Raw genomic sequence first — 18,853 nt, forward strand, 5'->3', positions numbered from 1 at the left:
ATGGTGATATAAAATATAAACCCAATAAGCCGTCGCCAATGCAAAGCGTTGACGACGGAAAAAAGTAATCCTAATCGCCTACTTGAATTGGCCGTTCGCTACAGCGATTTAGGACTTTTTGTTAAATCTTTTTACAAAATCTAACAATCAAAATTATGAAAAAAAACCCAATACTGTTATTCATTATGAGGGTAAGCACCTTACAATTGTTCTTTTCTTTGATGTTAGCCGTTTCGAGCTTTGCCAACGACAGTCGTGCGCAGAGTATATTGAAGAAGACAGCCTCAATTGAAGGAAAGAACCAGACCGTGGAAACATTGCTCGAACGCATCGGTCAGGTTTATGGCGTTAATTTTATTTACAGTCCAGAATTGATCCAAGCGGAACAAACCGGTCGGATTTCTTCCAAGGAACATACGTTGTCCTCGGTATTGAAAGAACTCTTAACGCCCCTGCACATTTCCTATGAAGTATACGGAAAAAAGAACATTGTGCTGAACAAGGCCGATCAACCAAGAAACGTACAATCCAGGCAAACCGTGATACGCGGCCGTGTATTGGATGCCGGAGGCATCCCGCTTGTAGGTGTATCTATTCGTGAAAAGGGCACGGAAAATGGTGCAACCACGGGTGAAAACGGCTCATTTTCAATCACGGTGGCTGATGTCAATGCAATACTTGTATTTTCGTATGTCGGCTATTTCGCAAAAGAAATCCCTGCCCAGTCAGACAACCTGACGGTGGTACTTGAAGAAGATCAGACCAACTTGGATGAAGTGGTCGTGGTAGGTTACGGAACTCAGAAACGCGTGAACCTGACGGGTGCCATCACCTCTGTTAAAACAGATGATATTGGCAATATACCTGCTGCGAACCTATCCAACACGCTGGCCGGCCGTATTCCAGGTGCCACTGTTGTAGGTACCTCGGGGTTAGCCGGAGCCTCATCAAGTATCCGCATCCGGGGTAGTTTTCAAGAACCGCTGTACGTCATCAACGGAGTGATCAAAGGGAAAGCTGATTTTGACGCCTTGGATGTAAATGAAGTGGAAAGTATTAATTTTCTAAAAGATGCCGCAAGTGCTGCTGTATACGGATCAAAAGCTGGAAATGGGGTAGTCCTAGTAACCACCAAGCAGGGTATTGTGCAAAAACCATCTTTTGAGTACAAAGGATCTTATTCGTTTTCTAATCCCACACAGCCCATTCAGGATTTCTCCGCTACGCAGGAAATCGAATACGTGAATCAAATGGCGGTTTCTATGGGACAACCCAAGCCCTACGGACAGGAAATATATGATTATTTCAAGGACAAAAGTTATCGCATCAACGATTACATCTGGCAAACCCCGACGGTCCAACAACACAATCTGGGTGTACGGGGTGGATCGGAAATATTGCTGTATAATCTGTCTTTGGGCACACACAATGAAAAGGGCTCTTATAAAAACCTGAACTTTGACCGGTATAACTTCCGTTCCGATGTAACGGCCAATATTTCCAAGAATTTCAAGATCAATCTAAACCTCAGCGGCAATCAACGCAACTACCATCGCTGGTATTGGCCATATGACGGCGCTGAAGACTTTAATGTCGGTGACTTCTTTCGGGCAACCTTCAATTGGACACGGCTCTATCCGTTTTATGTCGATGCCAATGGCAATCCGAGTACGTCAACAGATGATTTCCCTGTCGTGCCGGGAGCCTGGCATCCGGTCGAATTGATGGTAAACAGCGGCGGATATCGCGACCTGAAATATCGGAATCTTGATGGAATACTTCGTTTTGATCTCGATCTAAGCGACTATGTAGATGGATTAAGCACCAGCCTACAAGGCCATTACAATGCCTATGATCGCAATATGAAATCGTTCGTTATCCACAACCGCTCATACATCTTCCAGCCAGCCAGTACCACAAACCGTTTTGTGCCCGGACCGATAGATCCCACCAAAGTAAACATCCACAACCTAAGTGCTACTTATCCAAACATCGCCGAAGACGCCGGTTTTTACAATTCCTATCAGTTCAACTGGTACCTACGTTATGACAAAAACTTCGGTCTTCATGACATCTCGGCACTTGCCGTATACGAACAAGCCAAGGACAATGGAAAATACCTAAACGGCCGAGCGGATGATTTACTTACTACTTCCATTGATCAGATTTACAACGCATCTTCTGACAACACGAAAAGGTGGTTTAGTGGAAATGAAACCCAAGCTGCAAGGGAATCTTATATCGGGCGTCTGAACTATACCTTTAACAGTAAATACATTGCTGAATTCTCCTTCCGCTATGATGGAAATTACAAATTTGCCCCAAGCCACCGATGGGGATTTTTTCCCTCCGGCTCAGCAGCATGGCGTTTATCCGAAGAGCGTTTCCTTCAAGATGTCCGATGGCTTAACGAACTCAAGCTAAGAGGCTCATATGGAACAACCGGCAACGACACCTATCCAAATGGTGATCCCATCCCTGCATTCCAGTGGAGCCAGACATACGCCAAAAGTACGGGATTCATCTTTGGCAATACATTGTCTGATGGCCTAGCGCCGGGGGCCATGCCCAATCCATTAATTACCTGGTCGACATCTGCCATGTGGAATGTAGGGGCGGACTTCGGTATACTAAACAACCGCCTCACAGGAGCAATTGATTATTTTGAACGCGAAGAACGGGACATCCTAGGCGCTCGTTTGGCATCTACACCGTCTACGCTGGGTGCTACACTACCCAATGTCAACTATGCCAAACGATCGTGGAAAGGAGTAGAATTCAATGCAGACTGGAACAACCGCATTGGCGAACTCAACTACACCGTTTATGGCAATCTGGGATACGCCATAGATCAATGGGATCTATTTGATCAGGCACAGGCACTTACCGATGGTACTTATAAAGACAATTGGAGAAGTGTTATCGGAAAGCCCGCAAACCGTATCTATGGCTTGATTTCAAAAGGAATTATCCGCACGCAGGAACAACTTGACGCAATACCCGAAGGCTTCACGCAGTTCGGGCGGGATCCTAAATTAGGTTACTTACTGTTTGAAGATATCCGCGGCGCCAATTACACGGAAGGACCCGATGGAAAAATTGATGACAACGACTTCACTTATCTTTCCGACAACGGCGCCCCGCGAATCAATTACGGCGTCGGATTCCGCCTGCAATGGAAAGGACTGGCTGTCAATGCACATTTCCAGGGCGTTGGGGCCTACGACCGCATGGTAAGCACGCGAAACGGCGGCGGGGTATTTCAAGTCGACCGTCCCTATTTCAATGTGTGGGCGAGCGATTACTGGACACCTGAAAATCCCAACGCTACTTACCCCAGGGTAACCGGCGAGTGGAATACAGCCGATGTCGGCGGGGCTGCATCCACTTTCTGGCTCCGGAACGGTGCTTACTTCCGATTAAAAAATATTGACCTCGGTTATGCATTACCCCAACAATGGTTTTCCCGTCTAGGTGTACAACGTGTACAATTTTTTGTCAACGCAACAAACTTATTCAGTATTTCCGGTTTAGCTGAACACGACCCCGAACAGAATACGCTGGATTCCTATCCCTTAATGCGAACATTTACGGGCGGCTTGAATATTAATTTTTAACACGAAGGATATGAATACGTTAACATATTGTAACTTGAACGCGAGCAAACTAGTTGTTTTTTGTTTGTCGCTCGTTATATTTACTGGGTGCGGAAATGTACTGAATGATGTGGAAAATTTGAGCAGCTATCCCGCAACGGGTACATTTGACGACGCAGCAACCACAAATGCCTACCTAAGCAATCTGTATTACAGCACATTAAATGGATGGCCCGTTAATTCAGGAAATAATGCCGATGAAAGCGGGGGTATTAACGGAGAGGGCTGGATTACTACCGAAAATACTGCGATGAAATTCTGGCCGTACGATGCCATCCGGAAAATCAATATTTTGCTGAAAGAACTACCGAATAGCCCCATTCCGGCGGACAAAAAAGATCCCATTATCGGGCAGGCCAAATTTCTGCGTGCCTTTCTCTATTTTAAAATGGTATACTACCACGGAGGTGTTCCCATCATTGAAGTTCCTCAAGAGGTGACGGACGATCTCTTGGTCAAGCGGAATTCCACGGCTGAATGTTTTGATTTCATCCTAAAAGAACTGGATGAAGCCGCTGCGCTATTACCACCCAAATACGACGGAGCTGATCGGGGAAGGATCGATCAGGCGTCTACCTATGCGTTCAAGGGTCGGGTCTTGCTATATAAAGCGTCACCCCAATTCAATTCGGCAAATCCTTATGACAATGCCTATTGGTCAGATGCCTACAATGCCAACAAAGCGGCCAAAGACTTCTTGGACCAACATGGGTACGGACTGTTGGACGATTACACCCAGGTGTTTGAGACCGAAGGGCATCGGGAAAATATACTTTCCGTGATTTTCGAAGAACCGGCCAAAACAAACGGACGTCAGGAACATGCCGTACGCCCGCTGTCTGAATCTAAGAATGCAACCGGCGGAGACCAACCCATTTGGGCATTTGCGGAAGCATTCCCCATGAAGGACGGAAAGAAACCTGGAGATCCGACTTCCGAATATACCTACAGCATTCAGCGTTTCTGGGAGAACCGTGACCCGCGGTTTGATGCCATCATGGTATGGAACGGTGCCACCTATGAATTAAGTGGGATAGCCGGTCGCCGGCAATACACCATGAATGTAATCGCCAAATCCATGGATGTTTTCGGCTTTTCCATCCAGGGAGAAACCGCTTACCGTACGGGATTATTTACCCGGAAAGGCATTCAGGAAGCGTTGCCATCCGCCCAGGCAGAACTGAATGACGTGGACTGGCCCGAAATCCGGTATGCAGAAGTGCTCTTTAACTATGCCGAAGCGGCCAATGAAACCGGCAGATCCGATGAATCTCTGGAAGTATTGAAAGCAATACGGCGGCGCGCGGGTATCACCGAAGGAGCAGATGGATTATTTGGACTAAAAGCCAACATGTCACGTGCAGAGATGCGCCAAGCTATTTTAGACGAAAAGCGCATCGAGTTTGCATTTGAAGGCCAACGTTTCTGGGATTTAAGAAGGCACCGGATGTTACACCTGTTGGATGGCATGCACAAATATGGAATCATGGCAACAGCCGTCAACGGCCGCACACCGCAAAACCTGACAGCGGATGACATTGCAAAAGGCAACGCATTCGAACTTTTGCCGGAAGACTTCACCTATGAGGTCGTAGAGTTGATTACAAACGGTCCCAAAGAAATGGTCATGCCCGAAAGCTATTATTTTTTCCCGATCCAACTTACACATATTAATCAAAACTCCAATTTGGAACAAAACGTAGGCTGGGGCGGTAATTTTAACCCGGAACTTTAAATTAACTCAATTAGCTTCAAAGGGCGCAAGCTAGCTTGCGCCCTTTACCAACTAACGATCCTAAATTGATAGGTATATGATAAAAAAATATGCATTACTTTTGGTAATAACCCTTGCATACCTCGCGGTCGAAGCCCAGGAGATTCATTTCAATACAACCGATTTTCGATTAACCGTCGATGCCAGCGGATTCGTAGTCAGTTTGTATGACAAATCCAATCAAAAGGAATACATTCCTCGTGACCTCACGGCTCCTTTGTTGGCGATACGCGCAAACGGACAATACATCAATCCCACCGGAGTCGCCCAAAATGGGAATGGGTTAAAACTTTCTTTCGGAAAAAATGGAACGGCCGATATACAAGCTGAGGCAAAGGCCGACTACATCCGGTTTGAACTTAAAACAGTGGAATATCCGGAAGAAATTGAACTCGTCGTCTGGGGGCCGTTTCCAACCACGATCCATGAATCCATCGGGGAAAGCGTAGGAGTAGTAAAAGACCCACATTTCGCGGTAGGTATCCAAGCGCTCAACGTTAAAACACTGGGAGGGTATCCCAGTGAAGAGAGCGATATAGAACCGTCGTTCGATATTTTCCAAACAGGCAGTCTGGAAGATATCAGCGAAGAAGCGAGAACAAAGAAACAATACCGCGGACAGACAGCAAAAGCAACAGATTTCGGTAGCATTTTACAAGCTTATACACGCAACAGAGCCAGAACACGGGAAATCAACAATTGGGATCACTCGCATTACATCGCACCTAGTTATGAAGACGGCGGCGTCATCGGTTCGGCAATCGCGCTATTCGGCGGTCCACCGGAAGATGCACTTTCAACCATCGGCAAAATCGAACTCGCCGAAGGGTTGCCCCACCCGCTGATTGATGGCGTATGGGCCAAAATCAGTCCGCAAGCAACTGCTTCCTACCTTATTCTGAATTTCGATGGAAACAACCTGGACAATGCAATCAAACTTACAAAAAAAGCAGGTTTACGATATCTATATCATGGTGATCCGTTCGAGACCTGGGGGCATTTCCGGTTAAAAGAAAAGGCGTTTCCGCAACAACATAAAAGTCTTAAAAACTACGTCAGCCGGGCCGAAGCACAAGGTGTTGCATTAGGGGTCCATACGCTGTCGGGGTTTATCACGACAAACGACCGGTATGTTACCCCCGTACCGGATGCCCGATTGGCCAAGGTAGGGCAAAGTGCATTGACTTCGGAAATTACTGCTGATTCGGAAGAAATACCGATCGAATCCCCTTTGTTTTTCAACCAACTAAAAAACAATACGTTGAAAGCGGCCGTAATCGACAATGAGATCATCAGATATCAAGCAGTGTCATCCGAAGCACCCTGGAAATTGATCGGTTGTGTTCGGGGCGCATATGGCACACAAGCTGTGTCGCATAAAAAAAGCGCAGCCATCGCCAAATTAATGGATCATCCGTATAAGGTGTTCTTACCCAATGCGGCACTTGCCGAAGAGATTGCTACAAACCTTGCGGATCTCTTCAATGAGACGGGATTAAAGCAAATTTCCTTTGACGGGCTTGAAGGGGTTTGGTCTACCGGGATGGGGCAATATGCCCGGGCCCTTTTTACAGAAACATGGTACGACCACCTCAATCCGACATTAAAAGGAAACGTCATCAACGATGCTAGCAACCCAAGCCACTTTAATTGGCACATGAATACCCGATACAACTGGGGCGAGCCCTGGTATGCAGGTTTTCGGGAAAGCCAAACGCAATATCGATTGATGAACCAGGATTTTTATCGCCGCAACCTATTGCCTGCCATGCTCGGATGGTTTAGCATGTCTACCCAAACCAGTATTGAAGATACGGAATGGTTGTTGGCGAGGGCAGCGGGATTTGATGCTGGTTTTGCATTTAGTGTCAATTTCGACGCAGTGACGAAAAATGGACAAGCCGACACTATTTTCCACACCATCAAACACTGGGAATCGGCACGCATGGCCGGTGCCTTCAATCCTGCACAGAAATTGCGCATGAAGGACATCAACAATGAATTTCACCTGCAACCGGTAAGTCCGGGAAAATGGCTTCTCTACCCCTACTCGGTACAACGGCACGAATACCAACGTAAAATCCGCCAGCCGGGAGAACCGGTAAACAGTGAATTTGAATTCAAAAATCCGTTCGAAGCGCAAGTTCCGATTATTATCGTTAATTTCATTGCCGATCCGAATGGCGGCGATGCAGCCATTGAAGAGCTGTCCATCGCGGTAAGCAATCACGATGTGGTAAAAATCCCCGTAAAGATGGCATCCTTCCAGCGGCTAAAACTGGTCAATGAAAAACAGGTCCAGGTATTTGACCGCAACTGGAAATTGTTGGAAACGGTTAACTTACCAAACCCTTTTCCAAAGGTGGCCAGCGGAATGAATAACCTGTCAATCGATGCAGTGTTCACCGGAGAAGGCCTGCCGAAGCTTCACCTGGAGATTAAAACCGCAGGAAAAGGAGAAGAGGTAACAGCACCCTAATAACCACTATGATAAAGCGAACCTTAATAAGCTTTTTAATCGTCTTTCATACCTACCCGGGGTATTGCAGGCGGGAACCAAGTATCGCCACGAACATCCCCTGGCAACAGGTAGCCCCCGGTGTATGGAAAGGGATTGTCGGCACACCCGATCAGATCTCTCCGCTGTCCGTGGCCGAAATTAAACCTCGCATCGAAGCATTGACCTCGCTGGGAAACCTACCTTTTCCAGCCCAGCTCAACGAAGGGGTCGCCGAAGTACACAATCACCTCACCAGTCTCCGCTTTCCGCTTCGCCGCGGCGAAGAGATCTATGGACTGGGGCTGCAATTCAAATCGGTCAAACAGCGCGGTACCATCAAGCAACTGCGGGTCGACCATTATGGAGGTACCGACAATGGCCGCACCCACGCGCCTGTTCCTTTCTATGTCACCGACAACGGCTATGGAGTGCTCATAAACACGGCAAGATACCTCACCGTTTATGCCGGGACGGGGGTACGGAAAGACAGCAATGATCCGCCACCTGAAATGAACCGGAACTCCCAACGCGACTGGAACCCACAGCCCTATTCGGATGCGGTGGAAATCGCCATCCCCGCATCAGGCACCGAAATCTACGTGTTTGCGGGAAAGAATATGATGGAAGTGGTCCAACGCTACAACCTGTACTGCGGTGGCGGTATATTGCCTCCGAAGTGGGGTTTAGGGTTTACCCACCGAACGCCCACGCTGTACAGCGACCAAGAGGTGATGAACGAAGTCGAACAGTTTAATGCGAAGGGATATCCACTGAGCTTTGTAGGCTTGGAGCCTGGCTGGCAATCCCGATCATACCCCAATACGTTTGTTTGGGATAGCACCCGGTTTCCCCGTCCAAACTATTTTGTCAACGAATTGCTGAAACGGCACATCCGTGTTAACCTGTGGATAAATCCGTATGTATCCAGCTATTCACCCATCTATAAAAAAATTACACCTTACACTGGCTCGCATACCGTATGGGTGGGAGAAGTGCCGGATTTTTTTATGCCCCAAGCGCGTAAGCTCTATAAACAGCTCTTCACCACACAACACCTTGACATCGGCGTGTCGGGTTTTAAAGTGGATGAAGTGGATGGTTACGACAATTGGCTATGGCCCGATGTAGCCAAATTTCCTTCTGAAACCAGCGCCGAACAGATGCGGCAGGTATATGGACTTCAATTCCAGAAAATGACAGCCGACTGGTTCCGGGAAAAAAACCAGCGTACCTACGGCCTCGTGCGCGCTTCTAACGCGGGAGCCGCTTCCCTTCCTTATGTGCTTTATAACGACTATTACAACCATCGCGACTTCATCACCGCACTTTGTAACAGCAGCTTCATCGGTGTGCTCTGGACGCCGGAAGCCCGTTCATCAAAAACCGCAGAAGAATGGCTCCGACGGATGCAGGCCGTGTGTTTTTCGCCCATGGCCATGCTCAACGCCTGGGCCGACGGCACCAAACCGTGGTCGTTCCCCGAAGTCGAAAAACAGGTAAAGGATGTCATGCTCTTGCGCATGCAGCTGCTCCCCTACCTGTATACCACCTTCGCTCAGTATCACTTGGAAGGTAAACCGCCTGTGCGGGCGATGCCCCTGGTTGAAGGTTTTAACTATTCGGCCAACGCCGAAAAAACGCAATTGCATTCCTCAGACAACCCGTATACCACAACCGTCGTACCCGAGGTAAAAGACCAGTTCATGCTGGGCGACTACCTGCTGGTGGCACCCTTGTTCGCCGGAGACACCACCAGAAAGGTCGTTTTGCCCAAAGGTAAGTGGTACGACTTCTATACCGGCGATTATGTAGGCGATGGCGAAATCATTGAAGTGCCGACCACGTTGAACTACACCCCACTTTTTGTACGCGACGGTGGAATCATCCCGATGATGCCTCCTATGCTCCATGTGCCTGAAAACGGCGAAAAGGTCGGGCTCACCGTAAGGCACTACGGCAAAGCCGAAAATTCGACGTACCTATATGACGATGACGGAACCACGTTCAACTATGAAAACGGCACCTACAGCCTGTTTAAATTGAGCGTCACCCATGAGGGCGGCAAATTGAAAGGGAGCCAATCAACCGTTAAAGCCGATTATCCTTCCGGCTACCGGGATTTTTCATGGAAATTTATGACAAAATAGAAACCGATAACGATTCTCAATATGCATCATCTCATCCGAATAGCTGCTGTCATCGCGGCCTTTTCTGGGCTATCCAATACCCCGTCATTGGCTCAAACCGGCGATATCACCGATCTCCCGAACTATGCCGACCAACCCACCGTGCACGAAGACTGGCTAATCCATTCTGTCTCCCAAAAAGCAGCGGTTTTCCAGACCGCAGACAACCACCTTGCGCTGAGCAACGGCCTCATTACCCGTACATTTTCGGTAACCCCAGGTGGGGCCACCATCGGTCTGGACAACCTGATCACCGGAGAAGCATTGCTCCGATCCATCTCACCCGAAGCTATCTTATGGGTCAATGGTCACGAAATCAGGGTGGGTGGGCTGATCGGACAGCCGGTTCAAAATTACCTCGATCCTACATGGATACCGCAACTTGAGGCCGATCCCCTGAGCCTTAAATTGGTGTCATGGGATCGTCAACCCCTTGAAAACCGCTTTGCGTGGGCACCCCGTACCGAATGGCTATCGAAACCAGCCGAAGCGGCGGAAGGCATGATGCTACAGTTTTCATATAAAGCAGACGAGGCCACCATTCAACAGCATATCCTGCGCCTTACAAGCGACGATCAACGGCAGAAACTAGTGGACGATCCATTCAGGAGGCTATCCCCCGCCTGGAAGTTGGTTTCGGCAAACGATGATCGGAGTGCATCCTTTATCAATGAAGGGAAACCCGGCGAAATGATGGGACCGGAAAATCACCCTGTTTTCGCCGAGCAGCCGCTACCGGCGAGCACCCGGGTAGTCGTCGCACGAATCAATGCCGGTACCGACCGATCTACCGAATACGGCCCGGGCGTGACATTGACCTACCCCGGTAATGATAACCTTAAGCTGTTTCTCTCGCCCGGAAACCGGAGTTATGGATTGCTCCATAGGGGTACCATCCGATATGTTAGAGGGATGGATCCTTCGGCATCTCATTTTTTACGGCTGCAACTGGAAGAAGGAAAAGTCCGCTGTGCCGTTTCTGTAAACGGCAAGGAATACCAAACGTTGGCTGTTGTCGAAACAACAGCGGCGCCCGAAAAAATCAGGATCGGAAAAACCGACCCTACCGGAGGAGCTGATCCCGGTCCGAGAACCGGAAACATCGGAAGAAGCCATGTGGAAAGCCTTGTACTGCTTGGCGAGCCCATAGCCCCTTCCCGCGATATGGATTTTCTCCGTGATCTCACGGTCCATGTACAGTATGAACTATACGATGGCGTTCCTATGCTCGGCAAGTGGGTAACCGTCGCGTATGACGGCAAGGATGAAGTAATTGTCAACAACATCCGTACCGAGCACTTGGCTGTAACTGAGGCCGAAAGCGCTGTCGAACACAAGCAACGCTGGGAGCTTCCACCGATTTTCGCTCAAAGTGATTTTGCATTTGGCTCGATGTCGCCAAATGCATCGGAAAATGCCGGCGTGGAGTGGCGCGAAGATTCTACGTATACCACACAGGTCAATTACGCGCTCAGAACGCCTACCGTATTGGTCTGTGAGCCGAAACACGGTGTCGGGCAGGAAATATCTCCGGGAAAGCCCTTTGAAAGTATGCGCTTATGGGAATTGCTCTATGACAGTTCCGACCGTGAGCGGAGGGGGCTGGCACAACGGAGGATGTACCGAACGATCGCCCCGTGGACACAGGAGAACCCCATCATTATGCACGTGCGGAGCGCCGACGATGCGTCTGTTAAAAAAGCGATCGACCAAAGTGCGGAGGTAGGTTTCGAAATGGTGATCATGACGTTCGGTAGCGGATTCAACCTGGAAGACACCACCGAAGCCAACATCCAACGGATGAAGTCATTACGCGACTATGCACGTAGCAAAGGAGTCGCTCTGGGTGGCTATTCGCTGCTAGCCAGCCGATCCATCGATGCCAATAACGACGTGGTAATGCCGCCGGGGATGAAACCTACATTTGGCCGTTCCCCCTGCCTGTTGAGTGAATGGGGCGATCGGTATTTTAACACGCTCTATGATTTCTATGAAAAAACAGGCATGGACATCCTCGAACACGATGGATCCTACCCGGGCGATGTATGCGCATCGCATCACCATCCCGGCCACCGCGGTCTCGAAGATTCGCAATGGAAACAATTCGTCCGGATACGCGATTTCTATCGGTGGTGCCGGTCGAAGGGAATTTACCTCAATGTACCCGACTGGTATTTCCTGCAGGGAAGTACCAAAATTGCAATGGGGTACCGGGAAACCAATTGGTCGCTGCCTCGCGAATACCAGGAAATCATCGAACGGCAGAATATCTACGATGGTACCTGGGAGAAAACTCCTTCCATGGGCTGGATGTTTGTCCCATTGGTCGAATACCACGGAGGCGGCCCAGCCGCTACCATCGAACCGCTCCATGAGCACCTCCCTCATTATGAACAGCGTCTCGCCAATCTGTTTGGTGCGGGTGTACAGGCTTGCTACCGGGGGCCGCAACTTTACGATACACCGGAAACTAAGACACTTGTAAAAAAGTGGGTGGATTTCTACAAACGCCACCGCCGGATACTCGACAGCGACATCATCCACCTGCGACGTCCCGATGGAAGGAACTACGATGCGATCCTGCACGTTGATCCGACAGGAGAGGAAAAAGGTTTACTCATGATCTATAATCCGCTGGACACGCCAATCGAACGGACGCTTACGGTAGACCTCTACTATACGGGGCTACGTGATAAGGCTACGGTTAGCACAAACGATGGTGCCAGTGAAGTAGTGCCCTTGAACGGTACCACGTTGCAACTGCCCGTAACCGTTCCAGCCAATGGACAGGCTTGGTATGTATTGAAATAAAGAAATAGGCAAATTGCACAATCGATTGCATGAGCATGCCGGTTGCAAAACTCGTCGTCATTATGTATCATTGGTTTTTCGATTAGCCATGAAACAGAAACAAAAGTATCAGCTACTTATCATATTTTTTTTAAGCACAACCCTGTGGCTCTCTGCTTGCAACCAATCGCGTCCCGTAAAATCCTGTGATACATACGCCGAAGCCGACGATCCCGATACCACACAGGTTGATTGGTCGGAAGTAAACGGCCTACATTACGCATTCGGTACAATTGATAAACGGTATGCAAAATCCGCTGTCCCCGACGTTACGCAAACGACCGAATGGAGCGGGAGCGGCTGGCGGGGTGAGACCATTTCCGCACAACTTGTATTGTGGTCTGATCAACTAGTTGATCAGATCGAATTTGAGTTTTCGCCATTCAAAAGCGACAACGGATCAACGATGGATGCCGCTATTGGCCAAGCGCGGTTCGTCAGGTATGTACTAACCGATATTTTTGCATCCGGCTGCGGCCACCGCAAACCCGAAGACTTCCCGGTATCGTTATCCGCGGACGCCCTGGACAACGTAACCTGTTTTGACATGGCAGCCAACACTACACAGCCCGTATGGCTGAGTTTTGTCATCCCATCAGATGCCTCTCCAGGCATCTACACGAGCACATTACAGATGCATACGCAAAATGCAGGCACGAAAAAACTCAATATCTCCATTGAAGTACTTCCGCAAACCCTTCCGCCTCCAAGCGATTGGGCGTTCCATCTCGATCTGTGGCAACATCCATCGGCCATCGCACGGATACACGGCGTAAAAGTCTGGTCGGAAGAACACTGGGAACTGATGAAAGTCCCGATGAAGATGCTGGCCGATGCCGGGCAAAAAGTGATCACCGTCAATGTCAATAAAGACCCTTGGAACAACCAATGTTTCGATCCCTACGAAGATATGATCCGTTGGACCAAAAAAACAGATGGTACTTGGGCGTACGACTATGCCATCTTTGATCGATGGGTCAATTTCATGATGGATTTAGGAATCGACGAGCTCATCAACTGCTATTCGCTACTTCCCTGGAATCATGAAATCCACTACCTCGATGAGGCTTCAGGAGATACGATTAACGTCAGTGCAAAGCCCGGCAGCAGCGAATTCAGGGATCTTTGGACACCATTCCTGACCGCTTTCCGCGACCACCTAAAGACAAAGGGCTGGCTGGAATTGACCAACATTGCCATGGACGAGCGCTCGCCCGAAGAGATGGAAATCGCATTGGCCTTGTTGGAAAAAGTGGTTCCCGACTTAGGTGTAGCCCTTGCCGATAACCATAAAAGCTATCAAAAATACCCGATGCTGAAGGATATCTGTGTGGCGGTTAGTGCCGATTTCGATAAAACCGATCTGGCCTTCCGGAAACAACACGGCTTGATCAGTACTTATTACGTATGTTGTGCAGACGAATTCCCCAACGTTTTTACGTTTTCAGACCCGTCCGAAGCCGTTTTCATGGGCTGGTATACGCGGGCTACAGGGCTTGATGGTTACCTGCATTGGTCCTATAATTCCTGGACGGAAAATCCGCTCGTCGACTCGCGATTCCGCACCTGGCCCGCAGGGGATACGTACCTCATTTATCCGGAAGGCCGAAGTTCCATCCGGTTTGAACGGATGAAGGAAGGCATCCAGGATGCGGAAAAAATACGGATTTTACGTGAGCAATTTACAGCGGCGACTGAAACGGAAAAACTAAAGACACTGGAAAACGAGGTAACCAAGTTCTCGATCAAAAAAGCACCTGATTCGACTACTGCCGCATTGGTTAACCATGGAAAGAAAATACTGGAGGAATTAAGTCGATAGTCGCGCAAAATAATCGGTTAGGGCACCCACCTGTTTCTCATTAAGCACCTCCCGGAGCTGCTCGGGGGGTGCTTCCTGTATCTTTTTCACCGACTTAAAAGCCTTCAACAATTTCTCTGCGGTCGTACGGCCAATGCCGGGAATATTTTCGAGCTCCGTGCGGAAGGTCTTCAGGCTCCGCTGCTTCCGGTGGAAGGTAATCCCAAACCGGTGAGCCTCATCGCGGAGGTGTTGGATCACTTTCAACGTTTCGGACTTCTTATCGAGGTACAGCGGATACTGATCACCGGGATAATACAACTCCTCCAGCCGCTTAGCAATACCGATGACAGTGACCTGCTTATCAATGCCCAGTAGCTTCAGGCTCTTCAACGCGGAAGACAGCTGGCCTTTCCCGCCGTCGATGATGATCAGTTGGGGTAAGGTCTGCCCTTCATCAATCAGCCGTCTGTAGCGCCTATGCACCGCCTCCTCCATGGTGGCAAAATCGTTAGGCCCCTCAACGGTTTTTACATTGAAATGCCGATAGTCTTTCTTCGAAGGCTTGGCATCCCTAAACACCACAATGGCCGATACGGGATATTTTCCCTGGAAATTGGAATTATCAAAGCACTCGATATGACGGGGCAGCACGTTCAGTCGTAGGTCTTTCTGCATCTGGGTCAAGATGCGCTCCGTTTTCAACTCAGGATTCAGCTTCTCATACTGATTGAGCCGCTCCTTCTTGAAATACAGGGCGTTTTTAAACGACAAATCCAACAGGTTCTTTTTCTCGCCCTGTTTTGGAACGGTAAACCGAAGGTTGTCCGTTTCAATATCAAGCGCAAACGGAACAATGATCTCCTTCGAAGTGCTGTTGAAGCGGCTGCGGATTTCCGGGATAGCCAAACTCAGCAGCTCGGCGTCGTTTTCATCGAGCCGCTTTTTCAGTTCGACGGTCTGCGTTTGGATAATAACGCCATTCATAACCTTCAGGTAGTTGACAAACGCATAGCTTTGGTCTGACGCGATACTGAACACATCCACGTTGGTAATGGAGGAGTTAACCACGGTGGATTTACTCTGGTACCGATCCAACAGGTCCAGTTTATTCTTCAGGTGGTGTGCGTATTCAAAATTCAATTCGGCCACCGCTTTATCCAATTGAGTTTTCAACCGCCGGATGACCACGCCAATCTTGCCGTTTAGGATATCACGGATATCGGCGAGACTTTCTTCATAGTCGGCTTCCGTTTGATACGCCTCGCAAGGCCCTTTGCAGTTACCGATCTGATATTCCAGGCAAACTTTGAACTTACCCCTGCTGATGTTCTCCGGTGTAAGGGCCAGGTTGCAGGTACGCAGCGGATACAGCTCCCGAATGGTATCCATGATGGCGTGCATCATTCCAACAGAAGCATACGGACCAAAATACCGCGATCCGTCCTTGATATATTTACGCGTGGGGAAAACACGGGGAAAACGCTCATTTTTGATAACAATCCAAGGGTATGTCTTGTCATCCTTGAGCATGACATTATACCGCGGCTGGTGTTTTTTGATCAGGCTGTTTTCAAGTAGCCAGGCATCGATTTCCGTATCGACAATGGTGAAGGTAATGCGATTGATCTTACGTACCAGCACCCGGGTTTTTCCATTGAGTTGACTGTTTTTGATGAAATAAGAACTCACCCGGTTTCGGAGATCCTTGGCCTTGCCAACATAGATAAGATCTCCGTTCGCATCCCAGTATTGGTAGATGCCCGGTCGATGTGGTATTTCTTCAAGCGCCTTGCGGTAGTCAAATTTGGTCATGTCAGCTTTCAGCACATCTTCAAATCAGAATCCGAGCCGATCGTCCAGTTGTTCCTCTTCCTCGCCGAAGAATTGCTGATATTTGCTGCAATCCAATTCGCGGGTAAGCCCTCCTTCTGGCAACGGAAAATCGTCTTTGGTATAATGAAGCGTGGTATCGGCGTACACTTTTTGCATGTACAAGGCAAATACAGGTAGGGCAGCTTGCGCTCCCTGACCTTCAGCCATTGACGCAAAGCTGATGCCTCGGTCTTCGGCGCCCGTCCATACGCCACTCACCAACTCGGGTGTGATGCCAATAAACCAAGCGTCCGCATTATCATTCGTTGTACCTGTCTTTCCGCCCATGGGAGCCGTCAGGTTATAGCGCCAACGCAACCTACCACCGGATCCGCCATCCACGACGCTTTTCAACATATCCACCATGATGTATGCACTTTCACTGTTCAACACCTTGGAAACGCGGGGTGTCTTCTCATAAATCGGCATTCCATTTTTATCCTCGACTCGTAAGACGTAGGTAGGCTCTACCCACACGCCATGATTCACAAATGCTGAATAGGCTCCTACCATATCGTACACGGACGCCTCGTATGCACCCAATGAAATAGACGGGTATTCGGGCACATCCGAGGTAATCCCCATCCGTTTTGTCAGCGTAGCCACCGCTCTCGCGCCCACTTCATTAACCATGTAAGCAGTCGCGAAATTCTGCGAATTTGCCAGCGCCCGGCGAAGGGTAATTGGGCTTCCTACAGATTCGCCGCGGGGCGTCCACGCATACGGACCACTACCGATGGTCAATGGCACGTTGGGAACTTGAAAGCAGGGCGAAAACCCGTTATCGATAGCTACTGCGTACGTGAAAGGCTTGGCCGTAGATCCCACCTGGCGAGTTCCCATCTTTACTTGGTCGTACTTGTAATGCTCGAAATTGACACCCCCTACCCATGCACGGACGTATCCGGTCTGCGGTTCCATCGACATGAAGGAATTCCTAAGAATCAGTTTATTGTATCGGATCGAATCCATCGGTGTCATGGTGGTATCTTTATCCCCATCCCATGTAAAAATCGTCATCGGCACCGGTGTGTCAAAATCTTTTTTAATCTCCGCATCTGATTTACCGGCTTGCTTCAGCATCCGGTAACGATCGGACCGCTTCATACCCATCTCCAGCAATTTCGCTTTATCGCCTCGGAACGGATCCCGGGTTTTCCACTGCCTGTCAAACGAAGCCTGTACGGTCTTCATCCACTCTTTCTGTGCTTCTTCCGCATAAGACTGCATTTTCGAGTTAATGGTTGTATAAATCTTCAGCCCATCCCGATCCAAGTCCCAAGGGGTTCCGTCGGCCTTCGTGATGGATAGCTCATTAAACTGACGCTGGATTTCACGTTTCAGCACGGCCCTGAAATAGGGAGCAGGTCCGCCGCCATACTTTGAAATGCGCATATCTAGCACCAGCGGTTCTTTTTGTAGTTTCAGCGATTCTTCGCGTGTAATAAAACCCTCACTACGCATGTTTTCAATCACCACATTACGTCTACGGATCGCATTCTGTGGGTATCGCACAGGCGAGTAAATACCTGGTCCCTTCAACATACCCACCAAAATGGCCGCTTGTTTGACATCCAATTTATCTGGAGTTGTATTGAAATAGGTACGGGCTGCCGATTTGATACCATACGTGTTGTAAGCGCCGAAATCCACCGTATTGAAGTACATCGTGATAATCTCTTCTTTGGTATAATTACGTTCAAGGCGTACCGCAGTAATCCACTCCTGAAACTTTTGGATAATGCGTTTGCCCGTGCTTCGCGCACGTCCTTCAGAAAAGAGATTAAGGGCAAGCTGTTGCGTAATCGTACTGGCACCCTGACGTTTCCCGATCAGATTATAGAAAATAATGGTAAACGTACGACGATAGTCAATGCCTGAATGGCGATAAAACCGCTTATCTTCCGTGGCAATAAGTGCTTGTACCAGGTTCGGCGACAACTCGTTATAGCGCACATTCGAGCGATTCTGTACAAAATAGGTACCCAACACCACCCCATCGTCTGAGATGACTTCGGATGCGAGGTTACTTTTGGGGTTTTCCAGATCACGAAAAGTGGGTAGCTTACCAAATAGTCCAACACCTACGCTGAAAATAAATAAAAAGCCCAATAAGATCAATCCAATAAGCACCTTCCAGAACGTGCGGGTATAGCGTTTAGTGTCTTCTGTCGTTAACGTATTCTTTTTCTTTACTTGTTTACTCATTCT

Annotated in this window: 8 protein-coding genes; 6 read left to right on the plus strand and 2 right to left on the minus strand. The window is 48.9% G+C overall.

Annotated features, from left to right (window positions below):
- Positions 1–155: 155 nt before the first annotated feature.
- The 6 genes from BMZ56_RS04605 to BMZ56_RS04630 all read left to right on the plus strand — a co-directional run bounded on the left by BMZ56_RS04605 (position 156) and on the right by BMZ56_RS04630 (position 14,788).
- The gene (locus tag BMZ56_RS04605; RefSeq protein ID WP_090624787.1) at positions 156–3,617 is read left to right on the plus strand and encodes a SusC/RagA family TonB-linked outer membrane protein; all 3,462 of its coding nucleotides are present in this window, start codon (positions 156–158) and stop codon (positions 3,615–3,617) included.
- 118 nt (positions 3,618–3,735) lie between these two features.
- Complete coding sequence (locus BMZ56_RS04610) at positions 3,736–5,391, plus strand: RagB/SusD family nutrient uptake outer membrane protein (protein WP_218146462.1); 1,656 nt, start codon at positions 3,736–3,738, stop codon at positions 5,389–5,391.
- 76 nt (positions 5,392–5,467) lie between these two features.
- Positions 5,468–7,909, plus strand: coding sequence for a hypothetical protein (locus tag BMZ56_RS04615; protein ID WP_090624792.1), 2,442 nt, complete (start codon positions 5,468–5,470; stop codon positions 7,907–7,909).
- 8 nt (positions 7,910–7,917) lie between these two features.
- Positions 7,918–10,077 carry a glycoside hydrolase family 31 protein gene (locus BMZ56_RS04620; RefSeq protein ID WP_090624794.1) on the plus strand — a complete coding sequence of 720 codons (2,160 nt, stop codon included), beginning with the start codon at positions 7,918–7,920 and terminating at the stop codon, positions 10,075–10,077.
- Positions 10,078–10,098: 21 nt separating this feature from the next.
- Positions 10,099–12,927, plus strand: a complete 2,829-nt coding sequence (locus tag BMZ56_RS04625) for a hypothetical protein (RefSeq protein ID WP_090624796.1) — start codon at positions 10,099–10,101, stop codon at positions 12,925–12,927.
- 88 nt (positions 12,928–13,015) lie between these two features.
- Positions 13,016–14,788: a DUF4091 domain-containing protein gene (locus BMZ56_RS04630; RefSeq protein WP_090624798.1), complete on the plus strand. Its 1,773-nt coding sequence runs from the start codon at positions 13,016–13,018 to the stop codon at positions 14,786–14,788.
- On the opposite strand, the gene uvrC is transcribed toward BMZ56_RS04630, so the two are convergent.
- On the minus strand, positions 14,777–16,582 hold the full coding sequence (uvrC, locus tag BMZ56_RS04635) for an excinuclease ABC subunit UvrC (protein ID WP_090624800.1): 1,806 nt from the start codon (positions 16,580–16,582) through the stop codon (positions 14,777–14,779). The genes BMZ56_RS04630 and uvrC overlap by 12 nt on opposite strands.
- Positions 16,583–16,606: 24 nt before the next feature.
- The gene (locus tag BMZ56_RS04640; RefSeq protein WP_090624802.1) at positions 16,607–18,850 is read right to left on the minus strand and encodes a transglycosylase domain-containing protein; all 2,244 of its coding nucleotides are present in this window, start codon (positions 18,848–18,850) and stop codon (positions 16,607–16,609) included.
- Positions 18,851–18,853: the final 3 nt, after the last annotated feature.

The sequence above is a fragment of the Parapedobacter indicus genome (assembly GCF_900113765.1).
Lineage (GTDB): Bacteria > Bacteroidota > Bacteroidia > Sphingobacteriales > Sphingobacteriaceae > Parapedobacter > Parapedobacter indicus.

Coding starts and splice junctions, on each gene's coding strand:
- BMZ56_RS04605 (WP_090624787.1), top strand. CDS start 156: ATGAAAAAAAACCCAATACTGTTATTCATTATGAGGGTAAGCACCTTA.
- BMZ56_RS04615 (WP_090624792.1), top strand. CDS start 5,468: ATGATAAAAAAATATGCATTACTTTTGGTAATAACCCTTGCATACCTC.
- BMZ56_RS04620 (WP_090624794.1), top strand. CDS start 7,918: ATGATAAAGCGAACCTTAATAAGCTTTTTAATCGTCTTTCATACCTAC.
- BMZ56_RS04625 (WP_090624796.1), top strand. CDS start 10,099: ATGCATCATCTCATCCGAATAGCTGCTGTCATCGCGGCCTTTTCTGGG.
- BMZ56_RS04630 (WP_090624798.1), top strand. CDS start 13,016: ATGAAACAGAAACAAAAGTATCAGCTACTTATCATATTTTTTTTAAGC.
- uvrC (WP_090624800.1), bottom strand. CDS start 16,582: ATGACCAAATTTGACTACCGCAAGGCGCTTGAAGAAATACCACATCGA.
- BMZ56_RS04640 (WP_090624802.1), bottom strand. CDS start 18,850: ATGAGTAAACAAGTAAAGAAAAAGAATACGTTAACGACAGAAGACACT.